At 71.2% G+C, this 17,653-nt stretch carries 18 protein-coding genes, 1 tRNA gene and 1 riboswitch; of the genes, 8 read left to right on the top strand and 11 right to left on the bottom strand.

Translation table 11 applies throughout. The features are described from left to right. The first annotated feature begins 153 nt into the window (after positions 1-153). The 3 genes from ABD194_RS11100 (at position 154) to ABD194_RS11090 (ending at position 3,148) form a co-directional block, all read left to right on the top strand. A complete protein-coding gene (locus ABD194_RS11100) occupies positions 154-1,239 on the top strand; it encodes a lactonase family protein (RefSeq protein WP_343991246.1) in 1,086 nt (361 codons plus the stop codon). A 122-nt stretch (positions 1,240-1,361) separates the two neighbouring features. Then, on the top strand, positions 1,362-2,039 hold the full coding sequence (locus ABD194_RS11095; RefSeq protein WP_343991244.1) for a response regulator transcription factor: 678 nt from the start codon (positions 1,362-1,364) through the stop codon (positions 2,037-2,039). Further along, positions 2,036-3,148 (top strand): sensor histidine kinase, encoded by a 1,113-nt coding sequence (locus tag ABD194_RS11090; protein ID WP_343991242.1) that lies wholly within the window; start codon positions 2,036-2,038, stop codon positions 3,146-3,148. The genes ABD194_RS11095 and ABD194_RS11090 overlap by 4 nt, the downstream gene beginning before the upstream one ends. Before the next feature lie 188 nt (positions 3,149-3,336). On the opposite strand, the gene ABD194_RS11085 is transcribed toward ABD194_RS11090, so the two are convergent. From ABD194_RS11085 to ABD194_RS11060, 6 genes are all read right to left on the bottom strand, one after another. Then, positions 3,337-3,954: a maleylpyruvate isomerase family mycothiol-dependent enzyme gene (locus ABD194_RS11085; RefSeq protein ID WP_343991240.1), complete on the bottom strand. Its 618-nt coding sequence runs from the start codon at positions 3,952-3,954 to the stop codon at positions 3,337-3,339. 345 nt (positions 3,955-4,299) lie between these two features. Next, complete coding sequence (locus ABD194_RS11080) at positions 4,300-4,941, bottom strand: hemerythrin domain-containing protein (protein ID WP_343991238.1); 642 nt, start codon at positions 4,939-4,941, stop codon at positions 4,300-4,302. 136 nt (positions 4,942-5,077) lie between these two features. Further along, complete coding sequence (locus ABD194_RS11075) at positions 5,078-5,437, bottom strand: hypothetical protein (protein WP_343991236.1); 360 nt, start codon at positions 5,435-5,437, stop codon at positions 5,078-5,080. 23 nt (positions 5,438-5,460) lie between these two features. Further along, complete coding sequence (locus ABD194_RS11070; RefSeq protein WP_343991234.1) at positions 5,461-6,114, bottom strand: O-methyltransferase; 654 nt, start codon at positions 6,112-6,114, stop codon at positions 5,461-5,463. A 300-nt stretch (positions 6,115-6,414) separates the two neighbouring features. Beyond that, positions 6,415-6,951: a DUF72 domain-containing protein gene (locus ABD194_RS11065; RefSeq protein ID WP_343991232.1), complete on the bottom strand. Its 537-nt coding sequence runs from the start codon at positions 6,949-6,951 to the stop codon at positions 6,415-6,417. Between the two features lie 72 nt (positions 6,952-7,023). Continuing rightward, complete coding sequence (locus ABD194_RS11060) at positions 7,024-7,422, bottom strand: hypothetical protein (protein WP_343991230.1); 399 nt, start codon at positions 7,420-7,422, stop codon at positions 7,024-7,026. Positions 7,423-7,541: 119 nt separating this feature from the next. Here ABD194_RS11060 and ABD194_RS11055 point away from each other — a divergent pair, with 119 nt between their 5' ends. The 3 genes from ABD194_RS11055 to ABD194_RS11045 all read left to right on the top strand — a co-directional run bounded on the left by ABD194_RS11055 (position 7,542) and on the right by ABD194_RS11045 (position 9,745). Continuing rightward, positions 7,542-8,057, top strand: a complete 516-nt coding sequence (locus ABD194_RS11055) for a nitroreductase family protein (RefSeq protein WP_343991228.1) — start codon at positions 7,542-7,544, stop codon at positions 8,055-8,057. Between the two features lie 3 nt (positions 8,058-8,060). After that, entirely contained in the window at positions 8,061-8,480 is a 420-nt protein-coding gene (locus ABD194_RS11050; protein ID WP_343991226.1) for a VOC family protein, read from the top strand. Between the two features lie 206 nt (positions 8,481-8,686). Then, positions 8,687-9,745 carry a serine/threonine-protein kinase gene (locus tag ABD194_RS11045; protein WP_343991224.1) on the top strand — a complete coding sequence of 353 codons (1,059 nt, stop codon included), beginning with the start codon at positions 8,687-8,689 and terminating at the stop codon, positions 9,743-9,745. 136 nt (positions 9,746-9,881) lie between these two features. Here ABD194_RS11045 and ABD194_RS11040 read toward each other — a convergent pair whose 3' ends face one another. Further along, on the bottom strand, positions 9,882-10,460 hold the full coding sequence (locus ABD194_RS11040) for a hypothetical protein (RefSeq protein ID WP_343991222.1): 579 nt from the start codon (positions 10,458-10,460) through the stop codon (positions 9,882-9,884). A gap of 92 nt (positions 10,461-10,552) precedes the next feature. Between ABD194_RS11040 and ABD194_RS11035 the strand changes: the two genes are divergently transcribed. Next, positions 10,553-11,509 (top strand): MerR family transcriptional regulator, encoded by a 957-nt coding sequence (locus ABD194_RS11035; RefSeq protein ID WP_343991220.1) that lies wholly within the window; start codon positions 10,553-10,555, stop codon positions 11,507-11,509. Between the two features lie 745 nt (positions 11,510-12,254). Next, positions 12,255-13,571 carry a cation:proton antiporter domain-containing protein gene (locus ABD194_RS11030; protein WP_343991218.1) on the top strand — a complete coding sequence of 439 codons (1,317 nt, stop codon included), beginning with the start codon at positions 12,255-12,257 and terminating at the stop codon, positions 13,569-13,571. Between the two features lie 189 nt (positions 13,572-13,760). Here ABD194_RS11030 and ABD194_RS11025 read toward each other — a convergent pair. The 4 genes from ABD194_RS11025 to ABD194_RS11010 all read right to left on the bottom strand — a co-directional run bounded on the left by ABD194_RS11025 (position 13,761) and on the right by ABD194_RS11010 (position 17,587). Continuing rightward, positions 13,761-13,833 (bottom strand) — tRNA-Thr (locus ABD194_RS11025). Positions 13,834-14,008: 175 nt separating this feature from the next. Continuing rightward, on the bottom strand, positions 14,009-14,701 hold the full coding sequence (locus ABD194_RS11020; RefSeq protein ID WP_343991216.1) for a transglycosylase family protein: 693 nt from the start codon (positions 14,699-14,701) through the stop codon (positions 14,009-14,011). A 29-nt stretch (positions 14,702-14,730) separates the two neighbouring features. After that, positions 14,731-14,853: riboswitch (cyclic di-AMP (ydaO/yuaA leader) on the bottom strand. A gap of 400 nt (positions 14,854-15,253) precedes the next feature. Continuing rightward, on the bottom strand, positions 15,254-17,071 hold the full coding sequence (locus tag ABD194_RS11015) for a serine/threonine-protein kinase (RefSeq protein ID WP_343991214.1): 1,818 nt from the start codon (positions 17,069-17,071) through the stop codon (positions 15,254-15,256). 84 nt (positions 17,072-17,155) lie between these two features. Beyond that, a complete protein-coding gene (locus tag ABD194_RS11010; protein WP_343991212.1) occupies positions 17,156-17,587 on the bottom strand; it encodes a CBS domain-containing protein in 432 nt (143 codons plus the stop codon). Between the last annotated feature and the right edge of the window lie 66 nt (positions 17,588-17,653).

The raw sequence follows: 17,653 nt of genomic DNA, 5'->3' as shown, positions 1-17,653 counted from the left end.
CAGGCGAGCCGGTGCCGACGTTAGGTTCCGTGCGGAACCTGGTTTCACATGTCTTACGAAGCCCTTACCGAGGGCGCCGCGAAGGTGGTGGTGGCCCGCGGCGGTGGTTGATTCGGTCATCGGCAAGATCAGGCCACGCGAAAGGTCAACGTCATGAACACCACCTGGTCCACCCGCACACCCCTCATGGTCATCGCAGCAGCAGGAGCGCTGCTCGTAGGAGCTGCCGGGGGCGCCTCGGCTCACAAGGGCGGCGTCGTGGGACACGTCTACGAAGCCACCAACGCCGCGGGCGGGAACGCGATCACCGTCCTGGACCGCGCCGCCGACGGCTCGCTTCACAGGGTCGGCAGCGTGTCGACCGGCGGGTTGGGTTCCGGCACCTCGCTGAACTCGCAGGGTGGGGTCGCCCGTGACGGCCGAATCCTCTTCGTGGTCAATGCCGGAGACGACACGCTCTCGACGCTGGCCGTTTCGGGGCACGGCCTGGTGCTGCGCGACCGGATCAGCACCCATGGCGACTTTCCCGTCAGCGTGACCGCTCGGGATGGCATCGCGTACGTGCTCGACCAGGGCAGTGACACGATCCACGGGTTCCGCTACGACGCCTCGGGACGCCTGAACTCCCTTCGGGGCTCGACCCGAGCCCTGACGCCGAACCCGGCCGGTGGCACGGCTGGTGGTGCCCAGGTTTCCTTCACTCCTGACGGGGGCGACCTGGTCGTGACGGAGAAGGCGACCAACACCATCGACACCTTCGCGGTGGTCCGCGGGTATGCCGGCCAGGCCAGGGCGCACGGATCTGCCGGCACAACGCCGTACGGGTTCGACTTCGACGACCGCGGGCACGTCGTCGTGTCCGAGGCGGCCACCGGCTCGGCGTCCTCGTATCGGGTCCGTCCGTTCAAGACCATCACCGCCGCCCTGGGCGATGCGCAGAAGGCCGCATGCTGGGTCGTGGTCGCTCGGGGCAACGCCTATGTCGTGAACGCCGCCAGCAACTCCATCTCCAGCTACCGGATCGCGCCCAACGGGTCCCTGACCCTGAAGTCCGCCGTCGCGGCCACAACCGCGGCCGGGCCCACTGACGCGGCCGTCTCACCCGACCAGACCTCGCTGTCGGTTCGACTCGGTGACGGCTCGGTCGCCTCGTATCGGATCGCCCCGAACGGCTCCCTCACCCCGATCGGGACGGCTGCCGCCACGGCATACGGCACCTCCGGGCTGGCTGAGGACTGAACGACCGCGAGGGCCCGCCCGCACCCACGGGCGGGCACCCTCGCATGCCTTCACCGTCTCCTGAGGAGTTCAGGACGCGAGGCGGGCGGAGGGCTTCTAGCGTTGACCCATGGGAGGCCGGGATGGCTGAGGTCCTCGTCGTCGACGACGACCGCACGGTGCGCGAGGTCGTCGTGTCCTACCTGCGCGCCGCAGGGCACACCGTCACCGAGGCGGGGGACGGCGAAGCCGCGCTGACCGCTGTGCAGCGGCACCAGGCGGACCTGGTCGTGCTCGACCTGATGCTTCCCGGCCTCGGCGGCCTGGAGGTGTGTGCCCGTCTCCGAGAGAGCTCGGACGTCCCAGTCATCATGCTCACGGCGCTGGGATCCGAGACCGACCGGTTGGTGGGCTTGAGGCTGGGGGCCGACGACTACGTGACGAAGCCATTCAGCCCGCGCGAGCTGGCGCTCCGCGTCGACTCGGTATTGCGCCGGGTGGGTCAGCGCGACGACCGGGGGGCGGTGCTGTCCGACGCCGACCTGGTCATCGACCCGGCCCGCCGACAGGCCACCCTCGATGGGGAACCGCTCGCCCTGACGCTACGCGAGTTCGACCTGCTGTACTTCCTGATGGCGCATCCGCGGATGGTCTGGGGCCGTGAGGCCCTGCTCAAGGACGTCTGGGGCTGGTCCTTCGGGGACCAGTCGACCGTCACGGTGCACGTCCGCCGGCTGCGCGAGAAGGTCGAGGCGGACCCCACCACGCCCGTCAGGTTGGTGACGGTGTGGGGCGTCGGGTACCGCTGGGACCCGTCATGAGTGACATGCTCGCCGTGGTCCTCATCGCCGCGGCCTGGTCCGGCGTCGCCGGGGCGGTCTGCGCGGCCGTGGCCTGGCGTGTCCGGAGCGCGTCCATCCGGGTGGCGCTCGGGCTGATCGCCGCGGCGGCGATCGCCGGTGTGCTGTCTGGGGTCGTGGGAACCTCCCGAGCGATGTTCCTCTCGGACCACGACCTCCGTGTCGTCATGGTCGTCTGCGCCGTCTCGGGCGTGGTGTCCATCGGCTGCGCAGCCCTGATGTCGCGCGTCGTCGTCCGGGCGGCGCAGGGGCTGCGTGAGCTGGCCGGCAAGATCGGCGGGAGGACGACGGTCGCCGCGCTGGCGGACGGCCCGCGGGAATTACGTGACGTGGGAACGGAACTGGCCCGCAGCCATGAGCGGCTCCACGCCGCACAGCAGCGCGAACAGCACCTGGAACGATCGCGTCGTGAGCTCGTGGCATGGGTGTCGCACGATCTGCGGACGCCGCTGGCCGGCTTACGCGCGATGGCCGAGGCCCTCGTCGACGGGCTCGCCGAGGACCCGCGGCGCTACCACCAGCGCATGCTTGCGGAGGTGGACCGGATGACCGTCATGGTGGACGACCTGTTCGAGCTGTCGCGCATCCACGCCGGCACCCTCCAGCTGAGCCTTCAGCCGGTGGGCGTGCGCGACCTGGTCAGCGAGTCGATCGCCGGGGCGACCGAGATCGCACGCTCCCGGAACGTGACGGTCGACGGGTGCATCGACGCAGGCCTCGAGGTCAAGGCCGACCCCGGAGCACTGTCGCGCGTCGTCGGCAACCTGGTGATGAACGCGATCCGCCACACGCCGGATGACGGCGTGGTGGTGGTGAGCGGCCACCACGCCGGAGCGATGGTCGAACTGTCCGTGACCGACGCCTGCGGCGGGATCGACGACGCCGATGTCGACCGCGTCTTCGACGTGGCCTGGCGTGGCGACCAGGCCCGGACCCCCGAGCCGTATGCCGGTGCCGGACTGGGGCTGGCCATCGTCAAGGGGCTCGTCGAGGCTCATCGCGGCACGGTCGCCGTGGCCAACCATCTGGGTGGCTGCCGCTTCGTCGTGCGGCTGCCCGCCCAGCCGTGAGGTGCGCCCCGGCTGCGTTGTCCACTAGAGCCCCCGCGCACTTGGGCGTTTCGGCGCGCCGATGAGCCCGCGACATCTCGGGCGGTCAGCCCGCGTCACATCGCCGCCTGTCGGTCCGCGGCCGCGGCGTGTTTGAAGTCTCCGGCACGGGCCGGAACCGGCTGAAGTCGTCGTTTCCCGATGGACTGTCACCGGGCGAGTCGTCCGGCGACCACCGATACTCCGGGACCGTGCAACTCCTCGAGGGCACTCCCCCGACCAGTCATGGCCATGAGGACGGCTTCGGCCGGTCCGGCGACCTCTGGTCCGGAGCCATGGCTCCAGTCGAGGTCGGTGGGCTTGAGCTGTACACCTCGGGCAAGGCGTCGTCCCGGCAGCTCCGGGCTCAGCAGGGCGTCGTGCAGCACGCAGCGCAGCCGCTCAGCCGGGATCTGGCGTGGCTTGCAAAGCGGGCGGCGGATGTCTTGATGGTGGATGGTGACATCCAGGAGGGCGAGCCTGCACCCCAAGGTCGTGGCCAGCCCCGTGGGCCGCAGATGAGCCCTCAGCCTGTCGAGGAGCTGTCCTGTGTCCAGCGATGCGAGTTCGTCGACACCCACTTGGTTGATGTCAGTGAACCGGGCCTCGACGGCACGGCGGAGCATGCCCAGCAGATTGAGGTCATCAAAGCTCATGACGTGGGCCACCACATCCCGCACCCGCCAGCCCTCACACAGCGAGTTCACCTGCCACTGCTCGGGCTCCAGGTCCGCCAGGAAGTCGGCAAGGTCGCTCCGCTCGGCCGTGGCCATCTCCAAACCGTTCACCCCCACCACTCTGCTCCGTCGTCTCGAGAGGCGGAAGTCTCGGGCGACGTCCCGCGCCTGCTCAAGTAGAAGGACGTTCGGGGTGCCCTGCGGGCTGCAATCGCGGGTCCACAGCGTTGGCGCCGCCCAGGCCTGGCACCCTCGCATACTGCACACAGCCCCGCGCGCCGCCTCCGAATACACGGCCAGGGAAACACGCCCTTAGGTGCCTGACGAGGGCGGCCTGACACCGCCGCTGTCGTCCGGGCTGCGTGAGGACCCTCATGAGCGGCGTCGGTGGCCAATTGGGTTGCATCAAGCAGTGGCTCAACTGACAAGCCGCAGACCGGGGGCGTAGCGAGACTTCTACGTTGAGGGTTGCCAGGCGGGCGCGACATCTCGGCGGTACGACCTGCCGGCAAGTCTGCTGAGCAGGAAGGTCACCGGCACCGGAATCGCGGAGCGCAGGTAGGCGCGCTCCTCGTCGGGCATCCCGTCCTGGACCCAGGCCATGAACCGGCCGGAGTCGGCCAGTGATGCGGGCCGCATCTGCTTCTCGACGGCCTTCCACTCGGGCGTCTCGAGGTGCGGCAGCATGAGCGGCTCGAGCTCGTTCTCCTCGTGATGCAGGTGCCGTTCGACGACGTCGTTCGCTCTCACGATGGCGTCCCGAGCGGCGCGAGCGTCGCCGGCAGACCCGGTCGAGGCGTAGGTGTCCATCGCAGTGCGGACATCGGCGAGGGCGTCCGCCATGGCCTGGTGCTCTGTCTCCATGACCTCGACCAGCTCGGTGGCCCCTTCCACCCTGGCCAGGAACGGGAAGACATGCGTGTCCTCCCCCTCGTGGTGGTGCTTGAGCTGGTCGTGGAGGTGGGCGTAGGCGACCTGCAGCTGCTTGGCGCGGGCCGTGTCACCGTCGGGCGCAGTCGCGAGGGCGGACTCGAGGCGACCGAGGTCGCGCCGCACCGCCGCGTGGATGACACGGTTCATCGTCATGGCGCCTGTCATGGCGAGACGATAGCCATCCGGGCCTGAGGCGAGGGCCGGAATCGGAGCAAGTGGCGGTCGAGCCCAGGGCGCGTTAGCTGCGACGAGCGGCGTTCGACGCTCGGTTCGCGCTCTGCTCCTGTCGAGCGACGAGTGCTCAATCCGCCCGCTCCGAGGCGGCTGCCCTTCCTGTCGTCGAGGCAAGGAGACGTCTTGCTCGACGACCGAGGTCGCTGAGGTCCACTCGCCCCTCTTCGGCGGCGGCCGCCAGGCGGGCGGCCAGGTCCAAGGCCTCGTCGAGCTCCGGGCCGACCGCGGCTGCCTCCTGGCCCATGTCACGAAGGATGGTGCCCTCGGTCCTCGAGGCGATCAACGCATCGGAGATGCCGTCGATCCAGACCCGGGTGCGCCGGCCGTCACCGCGTTCCTCTCCGGTGATCCGCTCGAGGGCGAAGATGCGATCCGCACGGGCGAACTTGCCGAAGCCCAAGGCCACCATCCGAGTGTCTGACGCCACGCTCACATCTTGCACCGCGTCCGCTACCGCCGTCGGGCGATGGTCAGTCCATCGAATGCGGTGAGGACCATGGCCTCCACTCGCTCGTCCGAGGCCACCAGGTCGTTGAAGTCGCGCAGCGCACTGGTGTTCGCGTCGGTTGCCTCCGGGTCGGCGATGCGGCCGCTCCACAGGACGTTGTCCGCAAGCAGCAGACCACCCGGGCGGACTCGCGGCACGAGCTCTTCCCAGTACGCGGCATACGAGGGCTTGTCCGCGTCGATGAAGACCAGGTCGATGTCCGCGTCCGCGGGCAGGGCGCGCAAGGTGTCGATCGCCGGTGCGATGCGCAGCTCGATCCGGTCAGCCAAACCCGCCGCGGCCCAGGCCCGTTGGCCGATCTCGGTCCACTCGACGCTGACGTCGCAGCACAGCAGGGAACCGTCCTCGGCCAGACCGCGAGCGATGCACATGCTCGAGTAGCCGGTGAACGTTCCCACCTCGACCGCTCGGCGCGCGTTGACCAGCCGAGCGAGCATCGTGAGCAGCTGGCCCTGGTCGTCGCCGATCTGCATGCCCGCTGGGTCCCCGAGCTCGACTGTCTGCGCCTGCAGCTCACGCACGACGATGTCGGGGCGCCAGGTCCCGTGGGATACGGCGTAGTCGCGAATATCGTCGGTCACCGGGAAGCTGCGCATTCTCGGACGCTACGCCTGCCGCGGCCCCGTGAAGGTGCCTTCACGGCCGACGTCCACCCGTTCTCCGAAGAGGCCCCACCGCGGGGATGGCGGCGGTCGGGCGAGCCACCACACGGACAGGCTGTAGCTCGACCGCAGCACCAGGGTCCGGTTGGGCGCCAGAGTCACGACGGTGAACGACCCCGGCTCCTGGCCGGGCGCCCAGGACGGCCAGCCCTCGGAGTCGTATGCGGCCTCCCGCCATACCCGAGATCTTCCACCTCGCGAGCCACGGCGGACGCTGGATCGCTCTGCCGCTGTTCAGGCACCTTCACCGGAGAGCACGGCGAGGAACCGCTCCGCGTCGCCGACGCGAGGCAGGTTGTTGAACATGACGTACGGGGACGGTCGGCCGTCGACCAGGTCCCGCAGCCGGCGCAGCTCGTCATCGGTGTGGACGTGCCGCGAGCCCGAGGTGCCGTGCAGCCGGTAGTAGGTCCGCTCCGGCGTCACCGTCTCCGTCTGCATCGGGTCCACCACGTGGACCAGGTCTTGAGGGTGGCGCTCCCAGCCCGCCAGGACCTCAGGTGTCGTCCGGAATACCCCGACCTGGCCATGGGCGCTGTCCGGCAGCGGCTGCTTCAGCCGTCGGTAGGTGGGGCTGTTGGACTCGTGGGTGACGATCTGCCAGGCCTTGATCGTGAACTCGAACTCGGCCGGCACCTGGGTCCGCCAGCGCGTCAGCACCGCGTCCGCCGGCGGCTCGTAGAACGTGTGCTGCACCTCCACGACCGGGAAGCGCCGCACGTACGAGGCCTGCGAGACCGTCCAGCCGCACAGCCCTACGCGAACGTCCACCTTGCCTGTCCCTTCCACCTGTGGCGGCCCACCCCGGCGCTGCCGCTGCGGAGGCACCGCAGACCGGACGACTCATTGGGCCAGCATGATCCCGACGAAGAGCGCCGCCAGCGCAGTGAGCCCGGTCAGCGCCCCGAAGACCGCCATGGCCCGGCGCGAGGCCACCCGGGCATGCACGAAGGCCGTCACGCCGGAGGCGACCACCAGCGCGTACTTCAGCATCAAGGTGTGCTGGTAGGCCGGCCCCTTGTCACCTTCAGCCACCACGTTCCAGAGGCCCGTGAGCACCAGCAGCCCGAACGCCGGCCAGGCGATCCGGTTGTATGCGTTCGCCGCGGCCCTCGGCACGTCGGTCCCGGCCGCGCGAAGCGCCGGCACGAGGGCGGCGAGGGTGATCTGGCCACCGACCCACACCGTGGCGGCCAGCACGTGCAGGAACAAGCGCAACGTCTCGGCGTCGACAGCACTCACGCCGCGACAGCCTGCCAGATCGGAGTCGCCTCATGGACGTGGAGGAGCCCGCGAGCCGACACCGACCCCTGATCAGCCGATGCTGGCCGCCGTAGCCGCCCGAGGCGCACGATGTCTCCATGGAGACCTGGGACGCCATGCGGGCGCGACGCAACGTTCGGCAGTTCACGGAGGAGCGCGTCCCCGAGGAGGCGCTCGACCGCATCCTCGAGGCCGGTCGACGCGCCCCGTCGGCGGGCAACTGGCAGCCGTGGGACTTCGTCCTCGTCACCGACCGGGCACAGCTGGTCGAGCTGGCGAAGGTCTGGCAGGGCGCGCAGCACGTCGCCCGGGCAGCAGCGGCCATCGCGATCGTCGCGCCCGAGCCGGACGACGAACAGAAGTCGGCCCTGCTCCAGTACGACCTCGGCCAGGCGACCTACGCGATGATGGTCGCCGCGGCCGACCTCGGGGTCGGCACGGGCCATGCCGCCGCCGTGGACCAGGACCAGGCCCGGGCCGTTCTCGGCTTCCCGGACGGCCACTTCCTGGCCTACCTGCTCTCCGTGGGCTACCCGTCGGACAAGCCCCTGGCCGTGATCGAGCGGCTGAATCGACGCCCCTTCGACGAGGTCGTGCACCGCGGACGGTGGTGACCGATGGAGATCCAGCTGAGCATGCTGGTCCTGGAGGTGCGCGACCTCGCCAGGTCCATCGCGTTCTACCGCGACCTCGGCCTCGACGTCCCGGACCCGCCGCCCGACCGACCCGTCGTCGTCCACCGGATGGGCAGCGGCGTCAGCCTGCTGCTGACGACGTCGTTTGCCGCCACCTACGACCCGGCGTGGTCGCGCCCGACCGGTGGCTACCAGCAGCTGCTGGAGTTCTACGTCGGTGACGACGCCTCCGTCGACCGGATCTGGGCCGAGCTCGTGGCCGCCGGCCACCCCGCGCGTATGCCGCCCACGCAGACCGCGGGTCCCTACGCCGCCATGGTCGACGACCCCGACGGCAACGTCGTCCTCCTCACCTCCGACGAGGCGGCCCGACCGATGCCCGACGGGAGCCTGCGAGAATAGGGGGTAAGAAGATCACCACGCCGCCCCCCTCAGAGTCGATGAGCAGCCCCTGCCAACAGGCTGCCGCCGGCGGAGACTGGACCACTCGGCGCTGAACCAGGAAGCAGGAAGTAGATGCGTCTGCGCCACGAGGGCCGGCGGGTCACGGCCTCCGCCCCCGGCACGGGCGGCGCCACGGCTGTGGCCGCACTCGGGGGCCGGTCACGATGAACTACGAAGAGGGACTCCTCATCGCCGACCGCTACCGGCTCGAGACCGTGATCGGCACCGGCGGCATGGGGCAGGTGTGGCGAGCGACTGACGAGACCCTGCATCGGCCGGTGGCCGTCAAGGTCCTCCGACCGCACGCCCAGGAGACCGACGGGTTCCTGCAGCGGTTCCGCGCCGAGGCGCTGCACAGTGCCTCGCTGCAGCACCCGAACATCGTGACGGTGCACGACTTCGGCGAGGGCCAGCACAGCGCGTACCTCGTCATGGAGCTCGTCGAGGGCAAGCCCCTCTCGACGATCATCAGGCAGCGGGGGCAGCTGCCGCCCGACGAGGTGCGGGACATCCTCTACCAGATGGCGATCGCGCTTCGGGCCGCGCACGAGGCCGGCGTCGTGCACCGTGACGTGAAGCCGGCGAACATCGTCGTGGACGCCGACGGCTACGCCCGGCTCACCGACTTCGGCATCGCCCGGGCTCTCGAGGGGTCGCAGCTGACGCAAGCCGGCGAGTTCCTCGGCACCGCCCACTACGTGTCCCCCGAACAGGCCCAGAACCATTCCGCCACGCCGGCCAGCGACCTGTACGCGCTGGCGGTCATCGGTCACGAGCTGCTGACGGGCCAGCCGCCCTTCGACGGCGACTCCGTCATCACCACGGCCCTGGCGCACGTCATCCGGCCGGCCCCGCCCCTGCCCGAGTCGGTCCCCGAGCCGCTGCGGACCACGGTCATGGCCGGCCTGGCCAAGAAGCCCGAGGACCGCCCGGCCAGCGCGGCCGCCTTCGCGGAGGCGCTGCAGCTCCCCACCGGTACTCGCCCCGAGAACCTCGTCGCGGCCGCCCAGGCGGCCGCCGATGACACCTCCACGACCCCGACCACGCCGGAGGGCCAGGGCGCGGACTCCTCCGACGCCCAGTCTCCGGGACGCCACCGGGCGCCCAAGCGCCGCACCGGCTGGATCGCGCACCTCTTCGACCGGTCGCGCGACGCCGACCCGGACGAGGGTGTCGATGCGGATGGGGGCGAGACGCCTCAGCCCAACGGGACCGAGAGCTGACGCAGGCCCCGGCCGCCGCGCGGGCCTTCTTCGGCAGCAGCGGCCACCAGGTCCCCAGCCTCAGAGACTCGGCCCCAGGGGCGGCACACCGTCGGTGCGCCGCCCCTGGGGCGTCGAAGACGCGCAGCCCAACTGGTCAGTCGTCCTCACCCCGCTCGTCGCCGGCGGGTACGACGCAGGCGTCACCGACGAAGGCACCGGCGAAGGCCGGCGCTCCAAGCGCCTTGGCGGCGTCCTTGGTCAGGGTGAGCCCGGCCGCCACCCCCGCACACGCCGGAGCGGAGCCGCTGATGGCCTGGACCGGGCCGAGGGCGAAGATGTTGACCCGGCCGGGCAGCTTCGTGCCGTTGAGTCTCGTCTTGGCGGTGAGGTAGCCGGTGTTGAGGTTGACGTCGAACCGGGTGATACGCAGGTCGCCGCCGCCCACCGGGGTGAAGCGCAGGCCGCCGGAGTGCGACACGACCTTGCCCTCGACCTCGGTGATGGGGAACGACAGCTGAGCGACCCCACCGGGCGCCGACAGTCGGCCCGGGGCGATGGGCGTGACCTTGAGGGTGTTGACGAGGGTGGGCACGAGCTCGGGGTTGAGCACGACCGTGGTGCGGCCGCCGGCGTCGTCGCCGCGCTCGTGCGCCGAAGCGGGTGCGGCCGCGGCCGCGGTGATCGCGAGGGCGCCCGCGACGGCGAGGCCGGCCCAGGTACGCGTTCGGTTCATGATGAGGGGTCCTTCCGGTAGTCGATGCCTGTACGATCAGCGTTACACGGAACTATGCACGGCGCAATGTTGTGTAGAGGGTTAGGAGTGGAATGGACGCGGAGGCGCGCTACTCGATCGGTGACGTCGCCGAGCTCACCGGCATCGGGACCAGCACCCTGCGCGCCTGGGAGTCCCGCTACGCGGTCGTCACACCGGCCCGCACCGCCGCCGCCTACCGGTCCTACAGCGCCGACGACGTCGACGTGTTCCGCCGGATGCGCCTGCTCGTCGACTCCGGGGTCCCGGCCCGGCGCGCTGCGCGCCTGGCGACCGACCCCGCGTCGGTCGCTCCAGTCGCCCAGGACGCACCCGCCTCGTCGGTCGGTCCTGCTGCAGACGCGTCGGCGCCCTCCCCGCTGCGCGACCACGACGCGCTCACCCACATCGCCGCGCGCTTCGACCCCGTGGCCCTCCAGGGCGCGCTGGACGAGGCATTCTCCCTGGCCTCGGTCGAGCGAGTCCTCGACGACTGGCTCATGCCGTCGCTCAGGAGGCTCGGCGCCGCGTGGGAGTCCGGGGAGGTCGACGTGGCCGCCGAGCACTTCGTGTCGGCGGCGGTGATGCGCCGGCTCGCCGCGCTCTTCGAGGCCACGGCGTCGCCGGGTCCGCGCGTGCTCGTCGGCCTGCCACCGAAATCCCGGCACGAGCTGCCCCTGCTCGCGTTCGCCGTCTGCCTGCGCCGCAGCGGACTCGATGTCGTCTACCTCGGGGCCGACGTGCCGCTCGAGAGCTGGCCGGCTGCCGTCCGAGCGAGCGCTCCCCACGCAGCCGTCATCGCCGCCCGGCACTCGGGCGACGTCGACGCCGCAGCCGCGGTCACCGAGGTGCTGCGCACCAACGGCGTTCCGGTGGTGTACGTCGGGGGCCACGCGGCCACGGGGGTTGCCGGCGGCACCCCGCTGACGGCGACGATCTCCGAGGCGGCCCGCCTCGTCAGCGCAGCCCTGCGCACTGCTTCAGGCACAGCCCCCGTCCCGACGGGGTCCGCTCCTGCCCCCGGCACCTAGCCTGCTTCCCGACCAAGCCCGACCTGGTTCGCGACCTCGGCGCCGGCGGGCGGTTGTCCGGCCTGTCGCCTGTCGATGTCGGCAAGGAGCTGGTCCTCCAGAACAAGGTGACCGTGGCTCGGTCAACGCCAACCGTCGCCACTTCTACCGGGCGGCCCAGACACTCGCGGCTGCGGACCCGGGGTGGCTTGCACGGCTGACCCTCTTCACCGGCCGCGTACAGGGCGCGCCGGCAGGCCTCTCCCTGAACAGTGCCGGTGCGGTCATGAATCCCGACATCCTCGCGACGGGAGCCGGCGAGGCGCGGGACGTGGCGCCACTCGTCCGAAGCGACGTTCATCCCGGGAAGGTGAAGCGGGATGAGCCGGGGTGAGCGACGGTGGTGATATCCGGCATGTTCGACGAGGAGCTCACCATGACCACCAGCCAGAGCCAGGAGAAACAAGCCGTCGTCGGCTCGGGCGACCACATGCGCGGTCGCAGGAATCCCGGCCCTCGTCTACCGGAACGAGGCGCCGCGACAACGGCACGGTGACATCCCGGTCCGGGTGCAACGCGCCGTCAAGACCCGTTGGACGACCGTGCTCACCCTGACCCGCGACGCGGGTGAGCCGCTCCGCGTAGCGGTGGCCCGCAGCACCGCGCAGCGCTGCCGGGGCCCGCCGGCACCCCCGTCGCCGGAGGCTGACGCAGCAGGGCACGAAACGCACGAAAGGCACGCGGTACGGCGGAGGGGGCGGGTCGAGTGGAGCTCGGAGCAGTCCCGCTGGTCATGGCGGCGATCTTCGGCTGGGGGGTGCTCTCCGCCAAGCTGGAGAGAGCGGACCTCTCCGCGCCGATCGTCTTCACCGTGGTCGGCGCCCTGCTGGCGGTCCTCGGACTGATCGACGCGCCGGCCGCGCCCGTGACCCTCAAGCCGTTGGTCGAGCTCACCCTCGTGTGGGTGCTCTTCTGCGACGCGGCGCGGATCCGGGTCCAGGACCTCCGCCAGGGGACGGGACAGTACGTGCGGCTGCTCGCCGTCGGCCTGCCGCTGACCATCCTGGCCGGCTGGCTGCTCGCCGCATGGCTCCTCCCAGGACTCGGCGTCTGGCTGGCCCTGCTGGTCGGGGCCGCACTGGCCCCCACCGACGCAGCACTCGGCATCCCCGTGGTGACCAACGCGCTCGTGCCCGCACGGATCCGTCGGTTGATCACGGTCGAGAGCGGCCTCAACGACGGCATCGCCACCCCGGTGGTCATGGTCGCGATCGCCGGCGCCGCGTCGGCGGCCGAGGGCCTGGCGGGAATGGAAGGTCCCGGCGGGGCGTTGCTCGAGCTCGCCATCGGCGTGGCCGTCGGTGTCGCCATCGGGCTCGGCGGTGCGTGGCTGCTGCGGCGGGCCCGTCGCGCCCACTGGGCGGCCGAGGACTTCACCGGGATCGCCGTCCTCGCCCTTGCCCTGCTCACGTATGCCGCTGCCGTGAGCCTGCAGGGCAACGGGTTCGTGGCCGCTTTCTGCGGCGGGGTGGCGTTCGGGGCGGTCGCCGGTCGACGCGGCTCCGCCGAGCTCGTCTTCCTGGAGCAGGCCAGCGGGCTGGTCTCACTCCTGGTGTGGACCGCCTTCGGCGCGATCGCGCTGCCCATCATCGCCGACGGCATCACCCTCTCCGTGGTGCTGTATGCCGTGCTCAGTCTCACGCTCGTGCGCATGGTCCCCGTGGCGCTGGCCTCGCTCGGCGGCGGCATGGACCGTGACACGGTCCTGTTCATCGGCTGGTTCGGTCCCCGAGGACTGGCGTCCCTCGTCTTCGCGCTCATCGCCCTGGAGGAGCTCGGGACGGGCGCGCACGAGGCAGTCGCCGTCATCGGGACGACGGTGCTGCTGAGCGTTCTCGCGCACGGCGTCTCGGCCGCGCCGCTGTCCACGCGGTACGGGCGTGCCGCCACCCGGCGACGGCCAGATACACGCAAGACGGTCCCCGACCTCCCAGTCCGTGGGCTGCCACCACGTGCTCCCAGCACTGCCACGCAAGACGCACCGGGCGAGACGCCGGACGACAGCCCTGCCGAGCCGGGCTGAGCAACCGAAGCGCGCGGGTGTCGATGTCGCCGGACGTCTACCTCGGTCGCGGTCTCGCTGACCCACGGGTACTCGCTGCGCTGGAGTCCGCCGACCCCCTCAGGATCCCGCCCGCACGCGAAAAGGGTGGCAAAGAGGTGGGTAACCAGGCCGGGAGGACACCTACAACCATGTCGGTGCTGGTCAGAGAGCTGGCGGGGGGACTCGAACCCCCAACCCCCTGTTTACAAGACAGGTGCGCTACCGATTGCGCCACGCCAGCACGCCCCCGACGTGAGCGCCGCGGACGGGCGAAAGCGTAACGGAGCCCGGCGGCATAAGCGCAAACGGACGGCCCCGGGCCGGCCGTGAGGCAGGGTCCGGGGCCAGAGAAGGACGGCCCCGCGCAACCCAGGGGTTGGTCGCGCGAGGCCGTCCGGCTCAGTTCTACCAGTCGATCAGGGAAGGCGCAGAACCTGGCCGACGAAGATGAGGTTGGGGTTGGAGATCCGGGCCCCGTTCGCCTTCCAGAGGGTGTTCCAGCCGCCGGCCACGTGGTAGCGCTGGGCGAGCTCGCCCAGGGTGTCGCCGCTGCGGACGGTGATCTGGGCGCCCCGCGCCGTGTTGGTGCGCACGACCGGGCGGACGGCGTACGTCTTCTTCTTGCTGACGGACTTCTTGGTCGTGGACCGGTAGGTCGTGACCTTCTTCGTCGTCACCGGGGCCCGCTCGGTCGAACGCGAGACCGTGATCGAGCTCGAGGTGGCACCGCCGTTGCCGCGGCTCAGGCCGGCGCGCACGGAGCACACGGGCCAGGCGCCGGGGCCCTGGGAGGCGAGCACGCGCTGCGCGATCGCGATCTGCTGGGCCTTGGAGGCGAGGTCGGCACGCGAGGCGTAGGCGCCGCCGCCGTAGCCGCGCCAGGTGCTCGGCGTGAACTGCAGGCCGCCGTAGAAGCCGTTGCCGGTGTTGATGTGCCAGTTGCCACCCGACTCGCACGCGGCAACCGCGTCCCAGACGGAGGACGCCTTGGCCGAACCGGCCGTCGCGAGGCCGCCAACGATGGTGGCCGCTCCGGCGATGCCGACGCCGGCAAGGCGCTGCTTCACAGAGATCTTCTTCGCCGCAGCGTGCTTGGACAGGTACTGCATGGTGGTGATTCCTTCCTGACGCGCGCCTGCGGGGTTAGCTGTCGGGTTGGGGCGTCAGGTGCCCTGTCGCAGAAGCGACTTCACCCCCAGGCCAGTCCTCGTCACTCGTGCTTCGTTGCACGCGTGGCGCTCTGGCCGCACTGGGTCCCCCGTCCTCGCCCGGCCCACGGGTGTGGGCTACATCCCTGGCTGGCGAGGCTCGGCGCGCACAGGGAACGGATTATGGGTGTCCATGTGAAGTTGTGGAGAGCGCACGGGTGGAGCCGGACGCGACGAAGCGGAGCGGGAGCACGTGTCGATCCCCCGTCCCGACCCTGAGGTCGGGGTGCCGCCGAGCATTGACGGTACGTGAGGTTTCAACGCCACACAAGCCACGTCGAGACAATTTCGTGATCTTTTCTCGACCCACTGTTCAGCGCCGATGCGCTAGCTGCACACGGACCTCACCGTGCTCCCACATCGACGACACAGCCGGCGTATGCGTCGTGCCCGCTTTCCAGCGTCGCTGCGCACGGCGCGCAGCCCCCTTCCGACGCTTGACGCCTCGCTGTGTCAGCGGCCGAATGGGCTGGCGCTGAAGGGATTCCAGGTGAAGCTCACACCATGTCGCAGTGCCGCAACCGCCGCCACCACGCCGAAGACGCCGAGGATGCCGGACACGACCTGGCTGGTCAGCCCGGCGGGAACGAGACTCCGGGCCATCGAGCGCGACCCTCGGCGGAGCGAGGCGCCGCCGGGGCCCCACCACAGGGTCAGGAGGCCGAGCAGCCCGCCCACGGCCAGGGTCGGAGGCGCGCCGGGACCGAGGTCGCTCCCCTGCGTCCCGCTCAGCATCAGTGCTGTCGCGAAGACACCGGCGAGCCCGACCGCCACCGGCAGCAGCAGGCCGACCACCGTGGCGACCGCGCCGACGACGAGGTGCCACGGGCTGGACACGATGGCGAAGGGCACGTCGCTGCGCCGCCGGCCGTAGTCGTAGCGGCGAAGGACGAGCGCGGTCACCGAGCGGTCGGTGGCCCGGGCCAGGGCCGAGAGCGCAGCGACTGCCACGAGGGCCATCCCGGGCCACGCCATCAGGGCGCCGACCCAGGCCACCGCGACGGCCGCGATCAGTCCGGTGCGCATCGGGAGCCCGATGCGCGGGTCACCCTCCCGCTGGACCGGCTCCGGCTCATCCCAGTCGTCGTCGTCCCAGTCGCCGTCCCAATCCCCCGACGACGCGGGTGGGTCGTCCCAGCGCGGCCCGCGTGCCGGCGGTGCGGGCGGGGCGACGCGCTGGCGCCCGGCAGGCGGAGCCCACCGCCCCGGCTCCTCGATGAGGGGTGCGAAGGCCCCGGGGAGCTGCGCAGCGGGCTGGACGGCGGTGGGCGCGACCGGCGGCATGACCGCGGTGCTCCCGCCCGCCACCGTCTGCGTGTCGCCGGGGGCCGCACCGGACCGACCGTCGTCCCAGAGCCTGCCGCTCGGGCTCGGCACGGTGGCAGCCTGCCCTGCGGCGTAGAGCTCCAGGGCGGCGATGACCTCGTCGGCGTGCGGACGCAGGCGAGGGTCCGGCGACAGGGAGGCATGCAGGAGGGGGACGAGGCGCGGGTCGACGCCGTCGAGGTCGACCTCGCCGGCGCGGACGCGGGCGAGCACGGCGTCCATGCGACCGCGCCCGAACGGCGGACGGCCCGACGCGGCATACGTGATCGTGGCAGCCCAGCCCCACCAGTCGGTGGCGTCGGTGATGGCGGCGCCCTCGACCAGCTCGGGTGACAGGTAGCCGGGGGTGCCCATGACGAGGCCGCCCACCGTGTGGCGCACGTCATCCTGCAGGTGGGCGATGCCGAAGTCGATGAGCACCGGGTCACCGTCCTCGATGAGGACGTTGCCGGGCTTGATGTCGCGGTGCACGACCCCGCAGGCGTGGATGGAGCGGATGGCCTCGGCGATGCCCCGCGCGAGCCGCAGCAGGTCGGCCGGGGCCATCGCGCCGTGGTCCTCGACGACCTCGTCGAGCGCCGGACCGGGGACGTAGCGGGTGACGATGTAGGGGCGCGGCGCCATGACGTCCGCGTCGATGACCGTGGCGACCCGGGCGTCGCGGATGCGCGAGAGCGTGTCGACCTCGCGGGCCAGGCGCTGGCGCGCATCGGCGTCGTGCGCGACGTGCGAGCGCAGCACCTTGATGGCCACCGCCCGACCGCGAGGGTCGAGGGCGAGGTGGACCACGCCCATGCCACCCTCGCCGATCTCCTCGATGAGCCGGTAGGGCCCGATGCGCTGCAGGGTGCCCGCTCGGGAGGACCCCGACGCCGCGGGCAGCGCGCCGGTGCGCGCGCCGGTCCGGGGGCTCGGCACCCGCGCGGTCCGGTCGTACGCAGTCATGTCCCTACGGTATGCGACCGCGGCCCTTCGCCATGAACGCCGGCACAGCGCGCCCCGAAGTCTCCGGCGCGGACGGCCCAGCCGTCAGTGGCTGATGTAGTCGCGCAGCTGGTCGCGCTCGGACTGCAGCTCGGAGAGACGGTGCTTGACGATGTCGCCGATCGACACGATGGCGGCCAGCTTGCCGTCCGCGCCGACGATGGGCACGTGCCGCACCCGCTCTTCGGTCATCGTGCCGGCGAGGTCGGCGATGTTGTCGTCGGCCGAACCGGTCGTGACGTCGCTCGTCATGATCTGGGAGACGGGACCGTCGAGCACGCTGGTGCCGGTCGCGTGCAGGTGGCGCACGACGTCGCGCTCGCTGACGATCCCCTCGACGGTCGCCCCGTCGGTGCTCACGACGACCGCGCCGATGCGATGCTCGGCCAGCAGGGCCAGCAGCGTGGAGACCGTCTCACCCGGCTTGATGGTGACGACCTCAGTGCCCTTGTTGCGCAGCACGTCCGAAATCTTCACGGCGACTCCTTCACCTTGTGCGACGCGCTTCCGGGGGCCCACCCCCCGCCGGAGACGCCCTGACTC

The sequence above is a fragment of the Terrabacter terrae genome (genome assembly GCF_039529575.1).
GTDB classification, from domain to species: domain Bacteria; phylum Actinomycetota; class Actinomycetes; order Actinomycetales; family Dermatophilaceae; genus Terrabacter; species Terrabacter terrae.
Note: the sequence above shows the minus strand (reverse complement) of the source record. Positions and strands in the feature narration are given on the sequence as shown.